At 55.9% G+C, this 20,242-nt stretch carries 11 protein-coding genes and 2 pseudogenes; 12 read left to right on the top strand and 1 reads right to left on the bottom strand.

Annotated features, from left to right (window positions below; genetic code table 11):
- Positions 1-417 precede the first annotated feature (417 nt).
- The 3 genes and pseudogenes from CKK19_RS00165 (at position 418) to CKK19_RS00155 (ending at position 7,528) form a co-directional block, all read left to right on the top strand.
- Entirely contained in the window at positions 418-3,126 is a 2,709-nt protein-coding gene (locus tag CKK19_RS00165; RefSeq protein ID WP_063853735.1) for a cation-transporting P-type ATPase, read from the top strand.
- A 77-nt stretch (positions 3,127-3,203) separates the two neighbouring features.
- Positions 3,204-4,268 (top strand): efflux RND transporter periplasmic adaptor subunit, encoded by a 1,065-nt coding sequence (locus CKK19_RS00160; RefSeq protein ID WP_022647336.1) that lies wholly within the window; start codon positions 3,204-3,206, stop codon positions 4,266-4,268.
- Positions 4,269-4,277: 9 nt separating this feature from the next.
- Positions 4,278-7,528, top strand: a pseudogene (locus tag CKK19_RS00155) (efflux RND transporter permease subunit).
- On the opposite strand, the gene CKK19_RS00150 reads toward CKK19_RS00155, so the two are convergent.
- Complete coding sequence (locus CKK19_RS00150; RefSeq protein ID WP_063853736.1) at positions 7,458-8,579, bottom strand: YbdK family carboxylate-amine ligase; 1,122 nt, start codon at positions 8,577-8,579, stop codon at positions 7,458-7,460. The pseudogene CKK19_RS00155 and the gene CKK19_RS00150 overlap by 71 nt on opposite strands.
- A 105-nt stretch (positions 8,580-8,684) precedes the next feature.
- Here CKK19_RS00150 and CKK19_RS00145 point away from each other — a divergent pair, with 105 nt between their 5' ends.
- From CKK19_RS00145 to CKK19_RS00105, 9 genes and pseudogenes are all read left to right on the top strand, one after another.
- Positions 8,685-9,575 (top strand): oxidoreductase, encoded by an 891-nt coding sequence (locus CKK19_RS00145; protein ID WP_063853737.1) that lies wholly within the window; start codon positions 8,685-8,687, stop codon positions 9,573-9,575.
- A gap of 117 nt (positions 9,576-9,692) precedes the next feature.
- Positions 9,693-10,130 (top strand): DcrB-related protein, encoded by a 438-nt coding sequence (locus CKK19_RS00140; protein ID WP_063853738.1) that lies wholly within the window; start codon positions 9,693-9,695, stop codon positions 10,128-10,130.
- A gap of 17 nt (positions 10,131-10,147) precedes the next feature.
- Entirely contained in the window at positions 10,148-14,371 is a 4,224-nt protein-coding gene (locus CKK19_RS00135; RefSeq protein WP_063853739.1) for an RHS repeat-associated core domain-containing protein, read from the top strand.
- Positions 14,372-14,377: 6 nt separating this feature from the next.
- Positions 14,378-14,815 carry a hypothetical protein gene (locus tag CKK19_RS00130; protein WP_225455012.1) on the top strand — a complete coding sequence of 146 codons (438 nt, stop codon included), beginning with the start codon at positions 14,378-14,380 and terminating at the stop codon, positions 14,813-14,815.
- 109 nt (positions 14,816-14,924) lie between these two features.
- The gene (locus CKK19_RS00125) at positions 14,925-15,281 is read left to right on the top strand and encodes an SMI1/KNR4 family protein (RefSeq protein WP_225455011.1); all 357 of its coding nucleotides are present in this window, start codon (positions 14,925-14,927) and stop codon (positions 15,279-15,281) included.
- A gap of 666 nt (positions 15,282-15,947) precedes the next feature.
- Positions 15,948-17,630: pseudogene (locus tag CKK19_RS00120) on the top strand (RHS repeat-associated core domain-containing protein); the annotation flags it as partial.
- 7 nt (positions 17,631-17,637) lie between these two features.
- Entirely contained in the window at positions 17,638-18,081 is a 444-nt protein-coding gene (locus CKK19_RS00115; protein ID WP_032621640.1) for an SMI1/KNR4 family protein, read from the top strand.
- Positions 18,082-18,694: 613 nt separating this feature from the next.
- Positions 18,695-19,201 carry a hypothetical protein gene (locus CKK19_RS00110; protein WP_063853742.1) on the top strand — a complete coding sequence of 169 codons (507 nt, stop codon included), beginning with the start codon at positions 18,695-18,697 and terminating at the stop codon, positions 19,199-19,201.
- A gap of 185 nt (positions 19,202-19,386) precedes the next feature.
- Positions 19,387-19,953 (top strand): hypothetical protein, encoded by a 567-nt coding sequence (locus tag CKK19_RS00105; protein WP_063853743.1) that lies wholly within the window; start codon positions 19,387-19,389, stop codon positions 19,951-19,953.
- Positions 19,954-20,242: the final 289 nt, after the last annotated feature.

Here is a 20,242-nt window from a genome sequence, read left to right as displayed (position 1 = left end):
GGCAAAATTGAGTGAAAGGCCACCGTTATTCTGCGAGTTAATAACGGAAAATAGATAATATTTCCGGGGCGATTAAATTAATATCGCGTAATGTAAATAAACGTCTTTTTCACGAAAATAATTTTACAAAGCTATAGGTGCTATATCCAATTAACGTCGCAATAACAATGGCTGCGACAATGTATAACGCCAGGCGCCGCCCGCGATAAATACCAAACATGCTTCCTCCTCGTTTAGTGTTGGTTTAGAAATATTTTGTAAAAATCAACGCGTCGAAATAATTTTAATCAGTTTTGAATAACCGGGTAGTCAATATATTGCGGTAGATCAATTTAACCCGCAAGACTTAAAAATGAATTATTTAAAGCCAGAAAGGAATTCCGGCTTCCGTCCACCGGATATTGAAGGAAAAATACCATGACCAAAAAAAATTTCTCGCAGAATATGCCACCCGCAGGCGGGCAGGCGTACCAGCAGACCGTAGAGCAGGTGCTTGCTCAGGCGCAGAGCCAGGCGAATGGCCTGGACCGCACCGAGGCGCAGGCACGTTTGCAGAAGCATGGCCCGAACGCGCTGCCGGAGAAAAAAGGCAAGCCGGGCTGGCTGCGTTTTCTCGCGCATTTTAACGATGTCCTGATTTACGTCCTGCTGGCGGCCGCCGTATTAACGGCTGTAATGGGACACTGGGTTGATACGCTGGTTATCCTGGGTGTGGCGGTAATCAATGCCTTAATTGGCCACATTCAGGAAAGTAACGCAGAAAAATCCCTGAAGAGTATTCGCAATATGCTCTCCAGCGAGGCGCGCGTAATTCGTAATGGTAACCATGAAACCATCCCGACGACGGAAATCGTCCCGGGCGATATTATTGTGTTGCGCGCAGGAGCTCGTATTCCGGCGGATATGCGCTTAATTGAAGCGCATAATTTACGCGTGGAAGAGGCAATTCTGACCGGCGAATCCACCGTGGTGGATAAACACATTAATCCGCTGAGCGGTGAACTGCCGCTGGGCGACCGCACCAATATGGTCTTCTCCGGGACGACCGTAAGCGCGGGCGGTGGCGTTGGCCTGGTCACCGCGACCGGTAAGGATACGGAGCTCGGCCACATCAACCAGATGATGGCGGGCATTGAAAAGCACCGCACCCCGCTGCTGGTGCAGATGGACAAGCTGGGCAAAGCGATTTTCGCCATCATTCTGGCGATGATGGCCGCGCTGTTTGTCTTCAGCCTGGTTTTCCGCGAGATCCCGATGGGCGAGCTGCTGCTCTCCCTGATTAGCCTGGCGGTAGCCTCCGTACCGGAAGGTCTGCCGGCGATTATCTCCATCATCCTCTCTCTGGGCGTACAGGCGATGGCGCGTAAGCGGGCGATTATCCGCAAGCTGCCGACGGTTGAAACCCTGGGCGCGATGACCGTGGTCTGCTCGGATAAAACCGGCACCCTGACCATGAACGAGATGACGGTGAAAGCCATCATTACCGCCGATACGTGCTATCGCGTGGACGGCAACAGCTACGAGCCGGTGGGCAACCTCTACCTCGAAGGCAGCGACGAGCCGGTGCAGATCCAGCCGGGCACCGTGCTGGAGCAGTACCTGCGCACCATCGACCTGTGTAACGACAGCCAGCTGATTCAGGACGAGCGCGGCCTGTGGGGCATCACTGGCGGCCCGACCGAGGGCGCGCTGAAGGTGCTGGCGGCAAAAGCCCACCTCGCACCGGTCGAGACCACCCTGGTCAACAAGATCCCGTTCGACTCGCAGTACAAGTACATGAGCACCCACTACCAGATTGGCGGTGAGGAGCAGATTTTGATCACCGGCGCGCCGGACGTGATTTTCGCCCTGTGTGAGCAGCAGCAGACCCGCAACGGTGCGCAAGCCTTTGACCGCGCGTACTGGGAAACGGAGATGGAGCGCTATGCGCGTCAGGGGCTGCGCATGGTCGCCGCGGCGTTCAGGCCAGCGAACGGTGAGCAGGCACTGACTCACGACGACCTGAGCCACGGCCTGATCTTCCTCGGCATTGCCGGGATGATGGATCCGCCGCGTCCGGAAGCGATTGAGGCGATTAACGCCTGCCAGCAGGCGGGGATCCGCGTGAAGATGATCACCGGGGATCACCCGCAGACGGCGATGAGCATAGGCCAGATGCTGGGGATCACTAACAGCGAGCAGGCGGTCACCGGCTATGAGCTGGAGAAGATGGACGACGCGGAGCTGGCCGAAGCGGCGGTGAAGTATGACATCTTCGCCCGTACCAGCCCGGAGCATAAGCTGCGCCTGGTGAAAGCGTTACAGGACAAAGGCGAAATCGTCGGTATGACCGGTGACGGCGTGAACGATGCGCCAGCGCTGCGTCAGGCGGATGTGGGTATTGCGATGGGCATCAAAGGCACGGAAGTCACCAAAGAGGCGGCGGACATGGTCCTGACGGACGATAACTTCGCCACCATCGCCAGCGCGGTGAAAGAGGGGCGTCGCGTTTACGACAACCTGAAGAAGACCATTCTGTTCATCATGCCGACCAACCTGGCGCAGGGACTACTGATTGTGATTGCGCTGCTGGCGGGGAACATCATTCCGCTGACGCCGGTACTGATCCTGTGGATGAACATGGCGACCTCCGCCACGCTCTCCTTCGGCCTGGCCTTCGAGGCCGCCGAGCGCAACATAATGCGCCGCCCACCGCGTCAGACCGGGCAGCACGTGATGGACGCCTACGCCGTATGGCGCGTGGCTTTCGTCGGCACCATGATTGCCATCGCCGCCTTTGCGCTGGAAGCCTGGCTGGCCCCGCGCGGGCACAGCGCGGAGTTCATCCGCACCGTGCTGCTCCAGATGCTGGTCTGCGCCCAGTGGGTGTACATGATTAACTGCCGCAACACCGAAGGGTTCTCCCTGAACCGCGGCCTGCTGGCGAACAAAGGGATCTGGCTGGTAACGGGCGTACTGTTCCTGCTCCAGGCGGCGATCATCTACCTGCCGTTTATGCAGATGCTGTTCGGCACCGAAGCACTGCCGCTGCGCTACTGGTTCGTGACGCTGGCGGTGGCGGGGGTGATGTTCTTCGTCGTCGAAATCGAGAAGCGACTGACCCGCAGGTTCCGTAAGGCTGCATAACTAAAACCTTACCCCTCACCCTGCCCTCTCCCCTTTGGGGAGAGGGCAGGGTGAGGGGAAAATACTGAGGTACTCCCATGAAATTCCCGCTCCTGCTCATACTCCTCGCCGCTACCCTGCCGCCCGCATTCGCCGCAGTCATTCCCGTGCGTGTCGCCACCGTGGAGCAAACCGCCCACGCCGCCGAACGTCAGATCCCGGGTCGCATTGAAGCGATTCACACCGTTGAACTGCGCGCGCGTACGGAAGGCGTGATTACCAAAATCCACTTCCGCGACGGCCAGTACGTGAAAAAAGGTGACGTGCTGTTCGAGCTGGACGACGCCGAGCCGCGCGCCGCCCTGCGCCTGGCGCAGGCCGAAGTGAAAAGCGCCGAAGCCACGCTGCGTCAGGCGCAACAGCAGCTGTCCCGCTTCGAAAGCCTGGGCAGCAGCAACGCCATCAGCCGCCACGATGTGGACAACGCCCGCATGCAGCGCGACGTTGCCAGCGCCGCGCTGGAGCAGGCGAAAGCCCGTCTCGACACCCGCAGCGTCACCCTCAACTACACGCGCATTACCTCACCGATTGACGGACGCGTGGGGCACAGCAACTTTCACGTCGGCAGCCTGGTGGATCCTGCCAGCGGTGTGCTGGTGGAGGTGGTCCAGCTCGATCCGATCCGCATCGCCTTTGCGCTGGAAGAGGGCGCGTTTGCCACCAAAGCCGGACAGCATGCGGATATCAGCGCCATGAAGCAGGCCTGGCAGGCGCTGATTGACAGCAACGGCCAGCGCGTCAGCGGGGAACTCACCTCCGTGGACAACCGCATCGACCCGCGTACCGCCAGCGTGATGCTGCGCGCCGAGTTCGCCAACCCGCGCCATCAGCTGCTGCCCGGCGGCAATGTGAACGTCTACCTGCGTCCGGCAAGCGAGCAGCCTGTCCTGACCCTGCCCGCCGCTGCGGTACAACAGAATGGCGACGGGTTCTTCGCCTGGGTGGTTAACGCCGAGGATAAAGCCGAAATGCGTCCGCTTAAGGTCGCCGGGCAGATGGGCCAGCAGTTCCAGATTGCCTCCGGCGTTAAGCCCGGTGAGCGAGCAATTACTGACGGTGCGCAGCGCGTGCAGCCAGGCGCTGCCGTTCAGATACTGAATTAAGGAGCCATCATGCTGACGTTTTTCATCAAACGCCCGCGCTTTGCGATGGTGATTGCGCTGGTCATCACCCTGCTGGGGGCCATCGCGCTGAGGATTATTCCGGTGGAGCAGTACCCGCAGATCACACCGCCGGTCGTGAATGTGTCAGCGTCATGGCCGGGCGCCAGCTCGGCTGACGTGGCGGAGGCCATCGCCACGCCGCTGGAGACGCAGCTGAACGGGGTGGATCATATGCTCTATATGGAGTCCACCAGTTCGGATGAGGGCTCTTACAGCCTGAACATCACCTTTGCGGCGGGCACCGATCCGGATCTCGCCGCCATCGACGTGCAGAACCGCGTGGCGCAGGCCGTGGCGCAGCTGCCGACCGAGGCGCAGCAAAACGGCGTGCAGGTGCGCAAGCGCGCCACCAACCTGATGATGGGGGTAAGCCTTTACTCACCAAATAACACCCACACGCCGCTGTTTGTCAGCAACTACGCCAGCACCCAGGTGCGCGAGGCGCTGTCGCGTCTGCCGGGCGTCGGGCAGGTACAGATGTTTGGCGCGCGCGACTACAGCATGCGCATCTGGCTGCGTCCGGACCGCATGAATGCCCTGAACGTGACCAGCGATGACGTGGCGCAGGCGTTGCGCGAGCAGAACGTGCAGGGGGCGGCAGGCCAGGTCGGCACGCCGCCGGTGTTTAACGGCCAGCAGCAGACGCTAACCATCAACGGGCTAGGGCGCTTAAACCAGGCCGACGACTTTGCCAACATCATTATCCGCACCGGGGAGATGGGGCAGCTGGTGCGCCTGAAGGACGTCGCCACCATTGAGCTTGGCTCGCGCAGCTACAGCTCGGGCGCGCAGCTGAACGGGCATGACTCCGCCTACCTTGGCATCTACCCGACGCCGTCCGCTAACGCCCTGCGCGTGGCCGATGCGGTGCGCGCGGAGCTGGAACGGTTATCCACGCGCTTCCCGGACGATCTGGTCTATGAAGTCAAATTCGACACCACCTCGTTTGTGGCCGCTACCATCAAAGAGATTGGCGTCTCGCTGGCGCTGACGATGCTGGCGGTGGTGGTCGTGGTGTCCCTGTTCCTGCAAAGCTGGCGCGCGACGCTGATTGTCGCCCTTGCCATTCCGGGGTCGCTGGTGGGCACCTTTGCGGTGCTCTACGCGCTCGGCTACTCCGCGAACACGCTCAGTCTGTTCGCCATCATTCTGGCGCTGACCATGGTGGTGGATGACGCCATCGTGGTAGTGGAGAGTGTCGAAACGCTGATGGCGGAAGGGCAGAGCCGCACGGCGGCGACCGCGCTGGCGCTGCGTCAGATTGCCGGGCCGGTGATTGCCACCACGCTGGTGCTGCTGGCGGTGTTTGTACCGGTGGCGCTCCTGCCGGGGATCGTGGGCGAGCTGTACCGCCAGTTCGCGGTGACGCTCTCGACCGCCGTCACGCTCTCAAGCCTCGTGGCGCTGACCCTGACGCCCGCGCTCTGCGCGATGCTGCTGCGCCCGCGTCCGGCACAGCCCGCCGCCGTTTTCCGTGGGTTCAACCGCGGGCTGGACGCCACGCGCACGCTTTACACCCGGATCGTGAGCGTGTTCAACCTCCATCCGTGGCTGGCGCCGCCGTTTTCCGTGGGTTCAACCGCGGGCTGGACGCCACGCGCACGCTTTACACCCGGATCGTGAGCGTGTTCAACCTCCATCCGTGGCTGGCGCTGCTGGCCACCGCAGGCGCGGCGGCGGTGGTGGTATTCAGCTTTATGTCGATGCCAAAGGGCTTCCTGCCCCAGGAGGATCAGGGCTACTTCTTTGCCAGCGTCCAGCTGCCGGAGGCAGCCTCGCTGGAGCGCACCGAAGCGGTGATGACCACCGCGCGCGAGCTGATCGCTAAAAACCCGGCGGTGGAAGACGTGATTCAGGTCTCCGGGTTTAACATCCTCAACGGCACCAGCGCATCGAACGGCGGGTTTATCTCCATCATGCTCAAAGACTGGAGCGAGCGTCCGCCGCTGGATGAGGTGATGGGCACCCTTCAGCGCCAGCTGCTGGCCCTGCCGGAAGCCACCATCATGACCTTTGCACCGCCGACGCTGCCGGGGCTGGGCAACACCTCCGGCTTCGATCTGCGCATTCAGGCACAGGCGGGGCAAAGCCCGGCGGAGCTGGAGCGCGTAACTCGCGAGGTGCTGGCGAAAGCCAACCAGCACCCGCAGCTGAGCCGCGTGTTCACCACCTGGAGCAGCAACGTGCCGCAGATGACGCTCACCGTTGACCGTGAGCGCGCGGCCCGCCTCGACGTGCCGGTGTCGCGCATCTTCAGCAGCCTGCAAACCGCCTTTGGCGGCACGCGCGCCGGGGATTTCAGCGTCAACAACCGCGTCTACCACGTGGTGATGCAAAACGAGATGCAGTGGCGCGAGCGCGCAGAGCAAATCAGCGAGCTGTTCGTGCGCAGCAACAGCGGCGAGCGGGTGCGTCTGAGCAACCTCGTCACCATCACGCCGACCGTCGGCGCGCCATTTATTCAGCAGTACAACCAGTTCCCGTCGGTATCGGTGAGCGGCTCGGCAGCGGAAGGGGTGAGCAGCAGCACCGCAATGGCGGCGATGGGCGAGATTCTGGCGGAAAACCTGCCAGCCGGGTACGACTACGCCTGGAGCGGCATGTCGTATCAGGAGCAGCAGACCGGGAATCAGGCGATATGGATTGTGCTGGCGGCGGTGGTGATGGCGTGGCTGTTCCTCGTCGCCCAGTATGAGAGCTGGACGCTGCCGGCGAGCGTGATGCTCTCGGTGCTGTTCGCCATCGGCGGAGCGCTGGTCTGGCTGTGGCTGGCAGGCTATGCCAACGACGTGTACGTGCAGATTGGTCTGGTGCTATTGATAGCCCTCGCCGCCAAGAACGCGATCCTGATCGTGGAGTTTGCCCGCGCCCGGCGTATGGACGGAATGGCGATTGTCGATGCCGCGCGGGAAGGGGCATCGCGCCGCTTCCGCGCGGTAATGATGACCGCCGTGTCGTTCATCATAGGCGTCCTGCCGATGATGCTGGCGACCGGGGCGGGTGCCCAGAGCCGCCGTATCATTGGCACCACGGTGTTCAGCGGCATGCTGGTAGCCACCGTGGTGGGGATAGTGTTCATCCCGGCGCTGTTCGTGCTGTTCCAGCGCCTTCGCGAATGGGGGCACGGCCTTACGGACTCGTCGCCCACAGCTCACAGTGCTTCTGCACCAGAGAAATCAGCGAGCCGCCATCGGCGATAAAGTCCCGCATGCGCTGCGCCTCGCTCTTGCCCTGCTTTAACAGCAGGGCAATTTCCTTGATGGCGCTCGTCGTGCCGAGTTTCTCGGCCGACGGTGCAACCTGCTCCAGCAGCCAGGCGATATCCTCCGCCACGGTTTTGTGCTCGCCGGTATGCACGTCCGTCAGAATGCCTTCCAGCCCGTAGCGACAGGCCTGAAAACGGTTAAAGCGGTACAGCAGAAAATCCCGTTCCTGATGCTTATAGGGCCGCGCAGTCAGCAGCCAGTGCGACGTCGCCTGAATAAGCCCGGCGATGTTAATGGCGTGACCGAGCGTCAGCGGCGTATCCATTACCCGCACCTCCACGGTGCCAAAGTGCGGGCTGGGGCGGATGTCCCAGTGCAGATCCTTAATGCTGTCGATCATGCTGGTGGAACTCAGGCGGCGGAACAGCCCCTCGAACTCCTGCCAGCTGTTGACCCACGGCATCTGGCCGTTATCCGGGAACCCGGAAAATATGTTGAGCCGCGACGAGGAAAACTTGGTGTCCGTGCCCTGCATATAAGGCGACGACGCGGCGAGGGCGATAAAATGCGGCACGAAGCGCGACAGGCCGTGCAGCAGGTAAATCGCGTCGTCCCCGTTTCGGCATCCCACGTGCACGTGCTGGCCGAACACCGTCGCCTGCAAAATCAGATAGCCAAAGCGCTCCAGCGTGACGTTATAGCGCTCGTCGTCACACACCTCCTGCCGCTGCCATTTCTGGAACGGGTGCGTGCCGCCGCCGCAGATCTGGATGTGCTGCTCCGACGCCGCCCGCAGGATGCTCTGCTGCATCACGGAGAACTGCGCCGCCGCCTGGTCGATGGTCTGGCATACACCGGTGGCGATTTCGAGCATGCTTTCGGTGATGTCGTGTTTGACTTCGCCCCCTTTGATGTCGTCTTTGACGGCGGCGATGAGGGCAGAGGAGTCCTGGCTCAGATCGTAACCCGGCGGGTTAACCACCTGGAGTTCGAGCTCAATGCCGAGGGTATAAGGTTCAGAGGACTTGAAATCGGGTAAGGGCATGGCGCACTCCGTTGTCTGTTATGTGTTGAGTATAGACAATGGGCGTGGCGCGCTCTTTTCAGGGTGGTATAACTGATAGCAGGCTTAGCAAAAGGGGAGTGACCCATGTCTGACTATCCAACCATTGCGCTGATTGGTCCCGGTGCGATTGGCACCACCATTGCCGCGGTGCTGCATGACGCGGGCCGTACGCCGCTGCTGTGCGGTCGCACCGCGCATCCGGTATTACGCCTGCGTCACGATGAGGATGAAACTGTGGTGCCCGGTCCGGTACTTACCGATCCCACCGTCATTACCCGCCCCGTAGACCTCGTTTTTGTGGCGGTAAAAACGACGCAAAATGCCGACAGCGCCGGGTGGCTGCGCGCCCTGTGCGATGAAAACACCGTGGTCTGCGCGCTGCAAAACGGCGTGGAGCAGAAAGCCCAGCTTGCGCCTTTGGTCAACGGCGCAACGGTGCTGCCGTCGGTGGTCTGGTTCCCGGCGCAGCGCGAGCCGGACGCCTCCGTCTGGCTGCGGGCAAAACCGCGTCTGACGCTACCGGACGTGCCGCAGGCGCAGCGGGTGGTCGAGGCGCTTCGCGGGACGCGCTGTGATGTTGAGCTCTCGACAGATTTCACCACCGTCGCCTGGCGCAAGCTGCTGCAAAACGCGGTCGCCGGGCTGATGGTGCTGGCCAACCGCCGCGCCGGGATGTTCAGACGCGAGGATATCAGCGAGCTGGCGCTGGCCTACCTGCGCGAGGGGCTTGCCGTCGCCCGCGCTGAGGGGGCGAAGCTGGACGATGCGGTGGCCCAGGAGATTCTGGCGAACTTCCAGCGTGCGCCCGAGGATTTAGGCACGTCGATCCTTGCCGACCGTCAGGCCGAACGCCCGATGGAGTGGGATATTCGTAACGGCGTGATCCAGCGCTATGGCCGCAAGCATGGTATTGCGGTGCCCATCAGCGACGTGGTGGTACCGCTGCTGGCGGCGGGGAGCGAGGGGCCGGGCTAACGGCCGCTGTTTTTCCGTTCGGCGAGCGTGACGGTGGAGCAATAATCTGGGGATAGTCAGCTTTAAACACATATGCGAAACTTACCGCTTCTGAAAAAATGTGGTGGGACCCGCTCAATGTCAGAACCATCTTCGCAGTGCCTGTTTAATGAAGGAATGATTGCTTTTCCTGAGGGCTATCAGGACCGTACCGTCAATGTCTTCGCGCCGCCTGCAGCGGATGCGCCTGCGTTCAATATTTCCCGCGATGCCCTCAACGCCGGCGAAGCGCTTGCCGCGTATATCGATCGCCAGCTCGCCCTGATGGCAAAGCACATCAAGGGCTGGAAGCAGGGTGAGCGCAGCGCCGCTACGCTGGGCGACAGCCTTTTACAGGGTGAAACCGTCCATGCCAGCTACCTGCGCGACGGGAAACGCATCTGGCAGCAGCAGGCCGTGTTTAACGTCGACGGCGATAAAATCCTGGTGTTCACTATGACCTGCACCCGCGCGCCGGGCGATGCCGACGGCGCGCTGTTTGGCGATCTTCTCAGGAGCTTCCGCTTCCACCATTAACTTCAGGGACCGTTGTTATGTTTGAAGCAGCACGCGTTGGTGATGATATCGGCCACTCCGGTGCGCTGGCCGGGATGATTGCCGGAACGATTGTCGGTGGCCTGATTGCCGCCGCCGGGGGCATTCTGGCGGGGGCCATGTTTATTGCCGGTCTCGGCGCATCCTGTCTTGGCGTGGGCGTCCTGCTTGTCGGCGCCAGTCTGGCCGTGGGGTATTACACCGGGGAGCTGGCGACTGCCGCCAGGGACAGCATCGCCGACGCCGGGGCATCCAGCATGACGAAGAAAGGCGTCATCACCTCCGGCTCGCCCAACGTGTTTATCAACGGTAAACCCGCCGCGCTTGCCACCGATAGCACCGTCGACTGTTCTGACGACGGCTCGCAGCAGATGGCCGAAGGCTCTAAGCGAGTCTCCATTAACAGCCAGCCTGCGTCACGCATCGGGGATCGCACCACCTGCGACGCGAAGGTGATGACCGGTTCGGACAACGTCATTATCGGCGGCGATCCGCAGCAAACCCTCCCCATTCAGTCTGAAGTGCCCGAGTGGCTCTATAAGGTCTCCGATCTTACCCTGCTGTTCGCCGGGCTTCTCGGCGGCTGGGGCGGCGCCGCTGGCAAAGTCGGGGCGCTCTCTAAGCTGCTGGGCAAAATCCCCGGCATCAACAAGCTGGCCCGTATCGCCTGTCGCGCCGGCACGCTGATGACCGGCGTGGCGGCCGCGGGGATCATCGCCCGCCCGGTGGATATCGTCAGCGGACAGAAGTTTCTCAGCGGGGATGATGAGCTGGACTTCGTCCTGCCTTCCCGTCTTCCGGTGCGCTGGCAGCGCTACTGGCGCAGCGGCAATCCCGGCGACAGCGTGCTGGGCCGCGGATGGAGCCTGTTCTGGGAAAGCCGCCTGGAGCCTTATCAGGACGGCCTGGTGTGGCGCGCACCGTCCGGCGATTACGTCGCCTTCCCGAAGGTCCCGAAAGGGATGCGCTCCTACTGCGAAAGCGAAAAAAACTGGCTTGAACATCACCAGGACGACAGCTGGTCGGTGTATGACGTCAGCGGCGAGCGCTGGCACTATGCGCCGCTGCGGGATGCTGCCCCGTCGCTGCTCCAGCGCCTCTCCGAACCCTGCGGCAACGATATCCTCTTTGAGTGGAATGCGGATAATACCCTGCATGCCCTGACCGACTGTGCGGGCCAGCGCGTGGTCTGCCGCTACGACCGCGACAGGCTCGTTGGCGCCTGGCTGGATGACGAGATCTGCCTGGTCAGTTACGCTTATGATGAACAGCGCCAGCTGGTCTCCGTGACCGGCCGGGGCGGTAGCGTGCGCCGACGCTTCAGCTGGCAGGACGGGCTGATGAGCGCTCATGAGGACGCCAACGGCCTGCTGAGCGAATACCGCTGGCGGGAGATTGACGGCCTGCCACGCGTGGTCGGCTTCCGCCATAGCGGCGGCGAACGGCTGACGTTCGAATACGATTTTGAGAACGGCACCCGCCGCGCGACCCGCGAAGACGGCGCGCAGGCGCACTGGCTGGTAGATGACGACGACAACGTCGCGCGCTTCTCGGATTACGACGGTCGCCAGACGACGTTTGTCTACCGCGACGGCGAGCTCTGCCACGTCATTCTGCCGGGCGGGGCGATGCGCCGCAGCACGTGGGACAAATACGGCCGCATGACCAGCGAGACGGACCCGGCGGGCCGCCGCACGGAGTATCACTGGCATCGCCTGACCGACCGCATCACCCGCACGGTTTACCCGGACGGTACCTCATCGCAGGCCATGTACGACCTTCGCGGTCGCCTGCTGTCGGAGACGGATCCGGCCGGTAGCACCACCGCGTATCGCTATCCCGATGATGAAGAATTCCTCCCGGAGAGCATCACCGACGCCATCGGCGGCGTGGTGCGCCTGGCCTGGAACCACCAGGGGCTGCTGACGCAGCGCACCGACTGCTCCGGCAGCGTCACCCGCTTCACCTACGACCGCTTCGGGCAGCTGATTGCCAGCGAAGATGCAGAAGGGAATATCACGCGGCGGGAGTGGAGCCGTGCCGGGCTGCTCAGCGCCGTGATCCATCCGGACGGTAGCCGCGAGTCGCTGGTGTGGAACGAACGCGGCCAGCTCACGGGCTGGCGCGACCCGCTGGAAAGCGAGGTGAGCTGGGCCTATAACGCGCTCGGCCTCCCGGTCAGCCTTACCGACCGTATTGGTCGCGTGCGCCAGTGGCGCTACGACCCGCGCGGTAACCTGCTGCGACTCGATAACGGCAACGGGGCGGAATACCGCTTCACCTACGACGCCGTGGGCCGCCCGCTCAGCGAAACGCGCCCGGACGAGACCGTGCGCCATATGGAATGGGACGCGCGAGGGTTTCTCTGCGCGCTCGAAGAAAACGGACGGCCTGCCGCCGACGGCGGCATCGCCCGTCGCGTCCAGCAGTTCAGCTATGACGACAGCGGGCTGCTGATCGGGCGCACTCAGCGCCACGCGGAGTACCGCTACTTCCGCGACCTGAGCGGCCAGATTACCCGCATCCGCCGCACGCCGACGGCCGAAGGCGTTGCCCTGGGTATCGAAAGCGATGAGATCGCTTACCGCCACGACGCCGCCGGGCGCGTGCTGAGCGAGTCCGGCATTAACGGCGCGGTGGGCTACGAATGGGATGCCCTGAGCAACCTGACCGGCCTGACGCTGCCCGGCGGGCAAAAGCTGGCCTGGCTGCACTACGGCTCCGGCCACGTCAGCGCCATCCGCTTCGGGCAGCAGCTGGTGACCGAGTTCACCCGCGACCGCCTGCACCGGGAAGTGCGCCGCACCCAGGGCGCGCGCGAGCAGCTCCGTCAGTATGACAGCCTCGGCAGACGCACCCTGCAGCGCAGCGAACTGAGCACGGACGTGACCCTGCCGGAGCAGGCGCTACTGGAACGCCTGTACCGCTACACCGCGCGCGGTGAGCTTTCCGGCGTCAGCGACACCCAGCGCGGTGAGGTGGACTACGGCTACGACGCCGAAGGGCGTCTGCTGAAGCACTACGAGGCCCGGCAGGGACACAGCCGTGCGCAGTTCAGCTACGACGCCGCGGATAACCTCGCCGCCAGTGACGATGCGGTACCGGTTACGGATAACCGCCTCCAGCACTGGCAGGCGCTGTTTATGAAATACGACCACTGGGGCAACCTGGTCAGCCGCCGCATCGGGCTGTACGAGCAGCATTATGCGTATGACGCCGAGAACCGGCTGGTGTCCGCCCGGGGAACCGGGCCGGAAGGGCGGTTTGAGGCGCGCTATCACTACGACGCGCTGGGCCGCCGCACGCGCAAAATCGTCACCACGACGCACGGCACCACCGACACCTGCTTCCTGTGGCAGGGCTACCGCCTGCTGCAGGAGCAGCAGGAGAGCGGGCTGCGCAGTACGTATATTTATGACCCGAATGAAGCCTGGAGCCCGCTGGCGCGTGTGGATCACCTTCGTGACCAGAGCAACGCTGAGATTTACTGGTTCAACACCGATCTGAACGGCGCGCCGCTGGAAGTGACCGACGAGCGCGGCGCGGTGCGCTGGAGCGGCCAGTACGGCAGCTTTGGCGAGGTGCGCCATCAGAGCGAAGGGTTCTCACGGCTTGTGAATCGCACGGCGATGGCACACCAGCCGCTTCGCTATGCCGGGCAATACGCTGACGGTGAAACGGGGCTGCACTATAACCTGTTCCGCTACTACGACCCGCAGGTCGGGCGGTTTATTGTGCAGGACCCGATTGGGTTGAATGGTGGGTGGAACCTTTATCAGTATGCGCCGAATTCTCTAATATGGATCGACCCGTTAGGATTGAAAGGGTTCTTTACCCCATCAATTTTTAATGCTCCTTCAGGTAGTACTCATACCGTTTACCAGCAATCAATAGACTGGGACTTACCTGTCAACACTAGGGGAGGAGTAAAAACAAATTTAGATTTAGCTTTGGAAGGTAAATCACCTTTTGTTGTGAAAAATGGAGCCTATTCACAAATAAATATTCACCATTCTAAACAAAATGGGCTAGGATCTTTATTTGAGCTTTCATCGAATACGCATCAGACATATTATGGAACAAATGCTCTCCATCCTTATTTACCAAATGCTCACCCAATTAATCCTGTAAACAGAGATTTATTTAATCTGGATCGTGAAGCATATTGGAGGGGGCGAGCACAAGCAGAATTAAACAGTCGAGCAAAAAATAAATGTGGGTGAGAGATTATGTTATCTGAAAAAATAAAGTTAATGAGTCAATCTCGAGGTTGTTGGTATGATGATATCACTCAAGAGTATAGTGATGCTTTGCTTTCTTTAGGTATTGACCTTGCTTCTGATTTTGCTCAGTTTTATTTGCACGTTGAGGATGGGGCTACTTTTCATAGCAGGAATCATGAAATTTATCAGATCTGCTGGTTTGTTATAAATTCCTCGTACCAACTTGATCTTAAAAGAACACATGAAATATTAAAAATACCAAACGAGTATATTCCCTTGGATGGTTTTCAAAGCGAGGGTGGGTATTTTTATAACAAAAAAACTGGAGAAGTTTTATATATCAATGTAGGGGATGTTTTAACTAAGTTCCTACAGGGGGAATTAAAGCCTCAATGGGTAGACTTTAATTCTTTCATTGAATGGTTTTTTGATTTAGATAAATGAATGAAATATGCCGGAAACCATTAAGTTCCGGCTTTTATTACTACAACCAATTTTTCCATAGTGTGGAGTATCTAAGATCAAGAAGTCATGACCTTAGTAAGGAAAGCTTATGCCTATTTCATGCGGTAAGCCTGCAAATAAAGATGTAATTAAAATTTTGGAGGGGGAATTCAAAATCCATTTGCCAGATGATTATAAAGAATTCCTCAGGTTGAAAAATGGCTTTGTTGTAAAATCTCCGGGTTTTTGTGAGTTGGAGTACGAAGGTGTCGATGAAGGGTTTATCGCTTTTTATGCCCTTTTGGGAATAAATATAAAAAATCCAAGCCACGACATTTTTCGGCAAAATGAAAATTTTTTAAATGAACTTGATTTTGTTGATGATAAGTTAATTATTGGTGATGAGCCTGGAGGTAACTTTTATCTTATTCTAAATGGAAGTGAAAGTCAGGGGGTTTATTATTGAGATAGAACACATCTACATGCTGAGGATGATATCCAAGAGTTTGAGATCGCTGAGCAAAATCAGTGCGGCATTATCTATAAAATTACTAATAGCTTTACTGAATTTCACAAGATAATTTGTAAGGCTTCCCTTGATGCAGGAATGAATGTAACTGTTGATTTATGATATTTCAAAATTAAGTCATATTAACAATATGATTATGGCTTATTTTTAAATTTAGAGGTTATTAAATTGATAAATATTAAAATAAGAGTATCACGTATGCATGTATTTAAATCTTCATATTAAAGTCGACAGCATTGTTAGGTTTAGAACATTGGATAAGCACGTTATAAAATAAACCATTTGACTTTTTATAATGATAAATTCTACTTATTTGTTACCAGTGATGATATTAATAATATGAATGAAATATTGATGATAATCTCAATCTCATAGTTTCTGGCTACTAGATCTTGAAGTATGAAAAAAGACTCTGTGCATATCTGGCTCAGGCTTCGATTTTACGGCTGGGATAGATGATACCTATATAGTCGACCATAAAACAGTACTATGTGTAAGTAAGTTTCTGTGTTTAACCTGCTGTTTAAAAACTAAAATAGTTATCGTGCAGATAGCTTAATTTATCAGGGTGTGGCGGTAGCATGATTGTCTTATGCAAACCGCTACTTCCGCGACCTGAGCGGCCAGATTACCCGCATTCGCCGCACGCCGACGGCCGAAGGCGTTGCCCTGGGTATTGAAAGCGATGAGATCGCTTACCGCCACGACGCCGCCGGGCGCGTGCTGAGCGAGTCCGGCCTTAACGGCGCGGTGGGCTACGAATGGGATGCCCTGAGCAACCTGACCGACCTGACGTGGCTGCATTACGGCTCCGGCCACGTCAGCGCCATCCGCTTCGGGCAGCAGCTGGTGACCGAGTTCACCCGCGACCGCCTGCACCGCGAGGTGCGCCGCATCCAGGGTGCGCGCGAGCAGCTCCGTCAGTATGACAGCCTCGGCAGACGCACCCTGCAGCGCAGCGAAGTGAGCACGGACGTGACCCTGCCGGTACAGGCGCTACTGGAACGCCTGTACCGCTACACCGCGCGCGGTGAGCTTTCCGGCGTCAGCGATACACTGCGTGGTGAGGTGGACTACGGCTACGACGCCGAAGGGCGCCTGCTGAAGCACTACGAGGCCCGACAGGGGCACAGCCGCGCGCAGTTCAGCTATGACGCAGCGGATAACCTCGCCGCCAGTGACGATCCGGCACCGGTCACGGATAACCGCCTCCAGCACTGGCAGGCGCTGTTTATGAAATACGACTCCTGGGGCAACCTGGTCAGCCGCCGCATCGGGCTGTACGAGCAGCATTATGCGTATGACGTCGAGAACCGGCTGGTGTCCGCCCGCGGAACCGGGCCGGAAGGGCGGTTTGAGGCGCGCTATCACTACGACGCGCTGGGCCGCCGCACGCGCAAAATCGTCACCACGACGCACGGCACCACCGACACCCGCTTCCTGTGGCAGGGCTACCGTCTGCTGCAGGAGCAGCAGGAGAGCGGGCTGTGCAGCACCTATATCTACGACCCGAATGAGGCCTGGAGCCCGCTGGCGCGGGTGGATCATCTCCGTGACCAGAGCAGCGGTGAGATTAACTGGTTCAACACCGACCTGAACGGCGCGCCGCTGGAAGTGACAGACGAGCGCGGCGCGGTGCGCTGGAGCGGCCAGTACGGCAGCTTTGGCGAAGTGCGCCATCAGAGCGAAGGGTTCTCACGGGTTGTGAATCGCACGGCGATGGCACACCAGCCGCTGCGCTATGCCGGGCAGTACGCTGACGGTGAAACGGGGCTGCACTATAACCTGTTCCGCTACTACGACCCGCAGGTCGGGCGGTTTATTGTGCAGGATCCGATTGGGCTGAATGGTGGAAACTTAAATTTATATAATTATGCCCCTAACCCTCTGTTATGGATAGACCCTATGGGTCTGGCATTGAGCGGCGATGACTTTAGTGGAAGCCCATCACTTTATCCTGTTACTGGGACGCAACGAAATATCGTTGAAATTACCCTTCAAGGATCAAGGGGGCGGGATTTCACAGAAGCCTACAAACTTGCAGGCATAAGTGAAGCTGATGCAAGCGAATATACATGGCATCACCTTGATGATTTTGATCCAAAAACAGGTAAGTCAACTATGCAGTTGGTCACGACTGAGGCGCACAAAGCATCTTTCCCACATAAGGGGTCTGTATCTCAGTTCGAAAAACATTTTGGAGTGAAGTATGGCTCTCCTGAAGCTATAAAAATATCTCATAGTAAAGGATGGCTGAGAGGTCGTATTCCTAAACATTGTCAATAGGAGAGAAATGATGATTAAACTTATAGACTCTTCCCCTGCTGTATCTGCTGATGAGCTAGGCAAGATCGAAGTTTCGCTGGGCGTAACTTTTCCTAATGCCTTAAAATCTATATGGCTTATAAGTAATGGTGGCATACTGGACGAAGGTCGTCGTGTTTATCAAAGCGAACACTACGAGAATGATATAAAATATTTCCTACCTATATTACATACTAAAAAATCGGGCATATTAACTGTTGATGATTACTATAAGGATTTAGTAGTTAACAAAAAAATTCTTGCAGAAAATTTTATACCATTCGCAATTGATGGAGGTGGGTTCCCCTATTGTGTTGGGGTAAATGATGGTGCAGTATATTTTTGTGATTTGGAAAATCAGGAGGAGATCTATCTTGAGCCAAATTTTGAAAGTTTTATTGGAAAAATAATTCCTGAAGATGAAGCATGGTGATACAGGTTCTTACACTCGTAAGAGGGGGGCTTTGTTGATCACTACTTTTCACAGGGGGCTTCATTGATGTAATGATGAAGTGCCCAATTATTTCATTAATAACATATTTCCTTTTCTGCTATACACCGATCTGTCAGTTTATTGTGCAGGCTTCGAGAGTGTTAAAGGGAGGGTTAAACTTATACTCAAATGTTCCCAACCAACTTACCTAGATAAATTTATTAGGGTTAATGCAATGGGCATGGAACCCAAATGGAATGGGATACCATTTAATGCCACGAAACATAGCCAACAGCATTGGACCAACCGATCTTGGTACTATGAAAAATATGCCAACGTTTTTCCCGGATCCTTATAGCGCTGGAATGCATGAAGAACTATATAGAGCTATTAAAAATGGTACTGGAAAAAATCAAGGGCCGTGGCAAGGATCCGCGGACGATCTATTAAATGTGACTAGCCGTAATTTAGATTCCGTTTCACATATAACAAACGATTTAAGGTTTCCTTCGACGGCTGGAATCTTAGTCAAAATGTCACTCCTAAAGAAGCAGATTCAGAATTGCTTGCGTTGTTCATATTGAAGAAACAGGTAAGGCATCAGGAGGTAGGTGTGGTTAAAACAATTTACATTGATGTGGATTTTAACGGGATAATAATATTCGATTATCCAGGAATACGGGCCCCATTTGGTGGGAAGATAGAGGATGGAGATAACATTCTCCAGGAATTCACCACCACAGACAAAGGGGATCTTGTTCTTAATGAAGGTATTGCCTTACCTATCATGGGCCTTGATGATGGTGGCTATGTTGTTAGGCTTTTTTTAAATGAATTTCCCGACAATAAAGACAGGGAAGTTATATTCACAGATAAATATTTCTATCTTAATGTAACTGGTGATTTATACGTTGCTGATATGGCAGTGTTTTGGGAGTGGGAAGATTATACTGGTTGGATTAACACTGATGTTCCTAAAGGAATATATAGAGTGAGCCTTGAAGGGGTTCATTTATTAAAGGGGGAAGAGACTGTTTACTGCTATGATTTAATTTTTGAAAAAACGAATCAACTTGGTATAAGAGATGTTGAACCACGCTCAGACTCCAGGATTTATTAAATCTATTAGCCTGCAAAGAAAGTAAAATTTTCCGGCTTTTGTTAGTTTTTTTTAATCATGCCTGAAGAGACGTACATTGTAGTTAATCATAAATGTGACTTAAAAATGCTAAGAATTTGTTCGCTGAAATGGTTATGGGAATTAGGAAAGAGAGAATGTACTTTTTATGGGAGCGAGTTTAAGAAATGATTAAATGTAATCTAATCTCTAAAATAAGTATCTTTTCTGATGATAATGACATTGGGCGGATTGGTGGAAATATCCCTAATTTCTTTTTAGATAAACTAGATATTGTTCGGGGTTATAAGTTTTATTTGACAGTTCAGAATCCTGATGATGGACATGAGTATATTACGATACTTACTCCAGGCGAATATGATGACATAATTGATAATAATATCTATCCTAATTGTTCAGTAAAAGTTTTCACACATACTTTTTCTGATGAAAGCAATAATGATGCATTTACGATAAAACACATTAACAAGGCAGTTATTGTTGGGTATGATAAGGTTGAAAGTGAAGAGTTTGAGTTTATCACTAAAACCGAAGAGGCAAGGTTAATACAATCTGAAAATTATTATTTTGATGCTTTGCAAAAGGATGGTTATAAATTTTTCATGCAGATAGATGAAGACTATTATCCTGATGCATTGCTTGATGGTGATTACATCTTTGGTTACGGTGCTTTGTATTTGTATAAAAACATATCTGGCGGGAATATCATAGCTGGTTTTTGGCAGTACTCATAAAGACAAGTGATTAATCAAGGCCGGATTATTATCGATTATTTCCGGCTTATCAAATACAGATGATATTTTTTATTCAGAATACACTTTTTTTCTTAATTTTTTAAATGGCTTTTATATAATTCTTTCTAAGTGATTATGGTATTAATATCAGGCTTCAGGAAAATATATACTTGTATAATTTAATAATAATTGCTCACCTGTATTTAAAACTCTATCTCCGCCAAAGTGTTAATATTTTAAGATGCATAGTTTCAACTGGTTAATTTTGTAATTCGATAAACACGACGGG

Origin of the sequence: Enterobacter sp. CCUG 70166 (genome assembly GCF_020224095.1) — a bacterium.
Classification (GTDB): domain Bacteria; phylum Pseudomonadota; class Gammaproteobacteria; order Enterobacterales; family Enterobacteriaceae; genus Enterobacter; species Enterobacter intestinihominis.
This window is presented reverse-complemented; position numbering and strand designations above follow the sequence as displayed.

Coding starts and splice junctions, on each gene's coding strand:
- CKK19_RS00165 (WP_063853735.1), top strand. CDS start 418: ATGACCAAAAAAAATTTCTCGCAGAATATGCCACCCGCAGGCGGGCAG.
- CKK19_RS00160 (WP_022647336.1), top strand. CDS start 3,204: ATGAAATTCCCGCTCCTGCTCATACTCCTCGCCGCTACCCTGCCGCCC.
- CKK19_RS00150 (WP_063853736.1), bottom strand. CDS start 8,579: ATGCCCTTACCCGATTTCAAGTCCTCTGAACCTTATACCCTCGGCATT.
- CKK19_RS00145 (WP_063853737.1), top strand. CDS start 8,685: ATGTCTGACTATCCAACCATTGCGCTGATTGGTCCCGGTGCGATTGGC.
- CKK19_RS00140 (WP_063853738.1), top strand. CDS start 9,693: ATGTCAGAACCATCTTCGCAGTGCCTGTTTAATGAAGGAATGATTGCT.
- CKK19_RS00135 (WP_063853739.1), top strand. CDS start 10,148: ATGTTTGAAGCAGCACGCGTTGGTGATGATATCGGCCACTCCGGTGCG.
- CKK19_RS00130 (WP_225455012.1), top strand. CDS start 14,378: ATGTTATCTGAAAAAATAAAGTTAATGAGTCAATCTCGAGGTTGTTGG.
- CKK19_RS00125 (WP_225455011.1), top strand. CDS start 14,925: ATGCCTATTTCATGCGGTAAGCCTGCAAATAAAGATGTAATTAAAATT.
- CKK19_RS00115 (WP_032621640.1), top strand. CDS start 17,638: ATGATGATTAAACTTATAGACTCTTCCCCTGCTGTATCTGCTGATGAG.
- CKK19_RS00105 (WP_063853743.1), top strand. CDS start 19,387: ATGATTAAATGTAATCTAATCTCTAAAATAAGTATCTTTTCTGATGAT.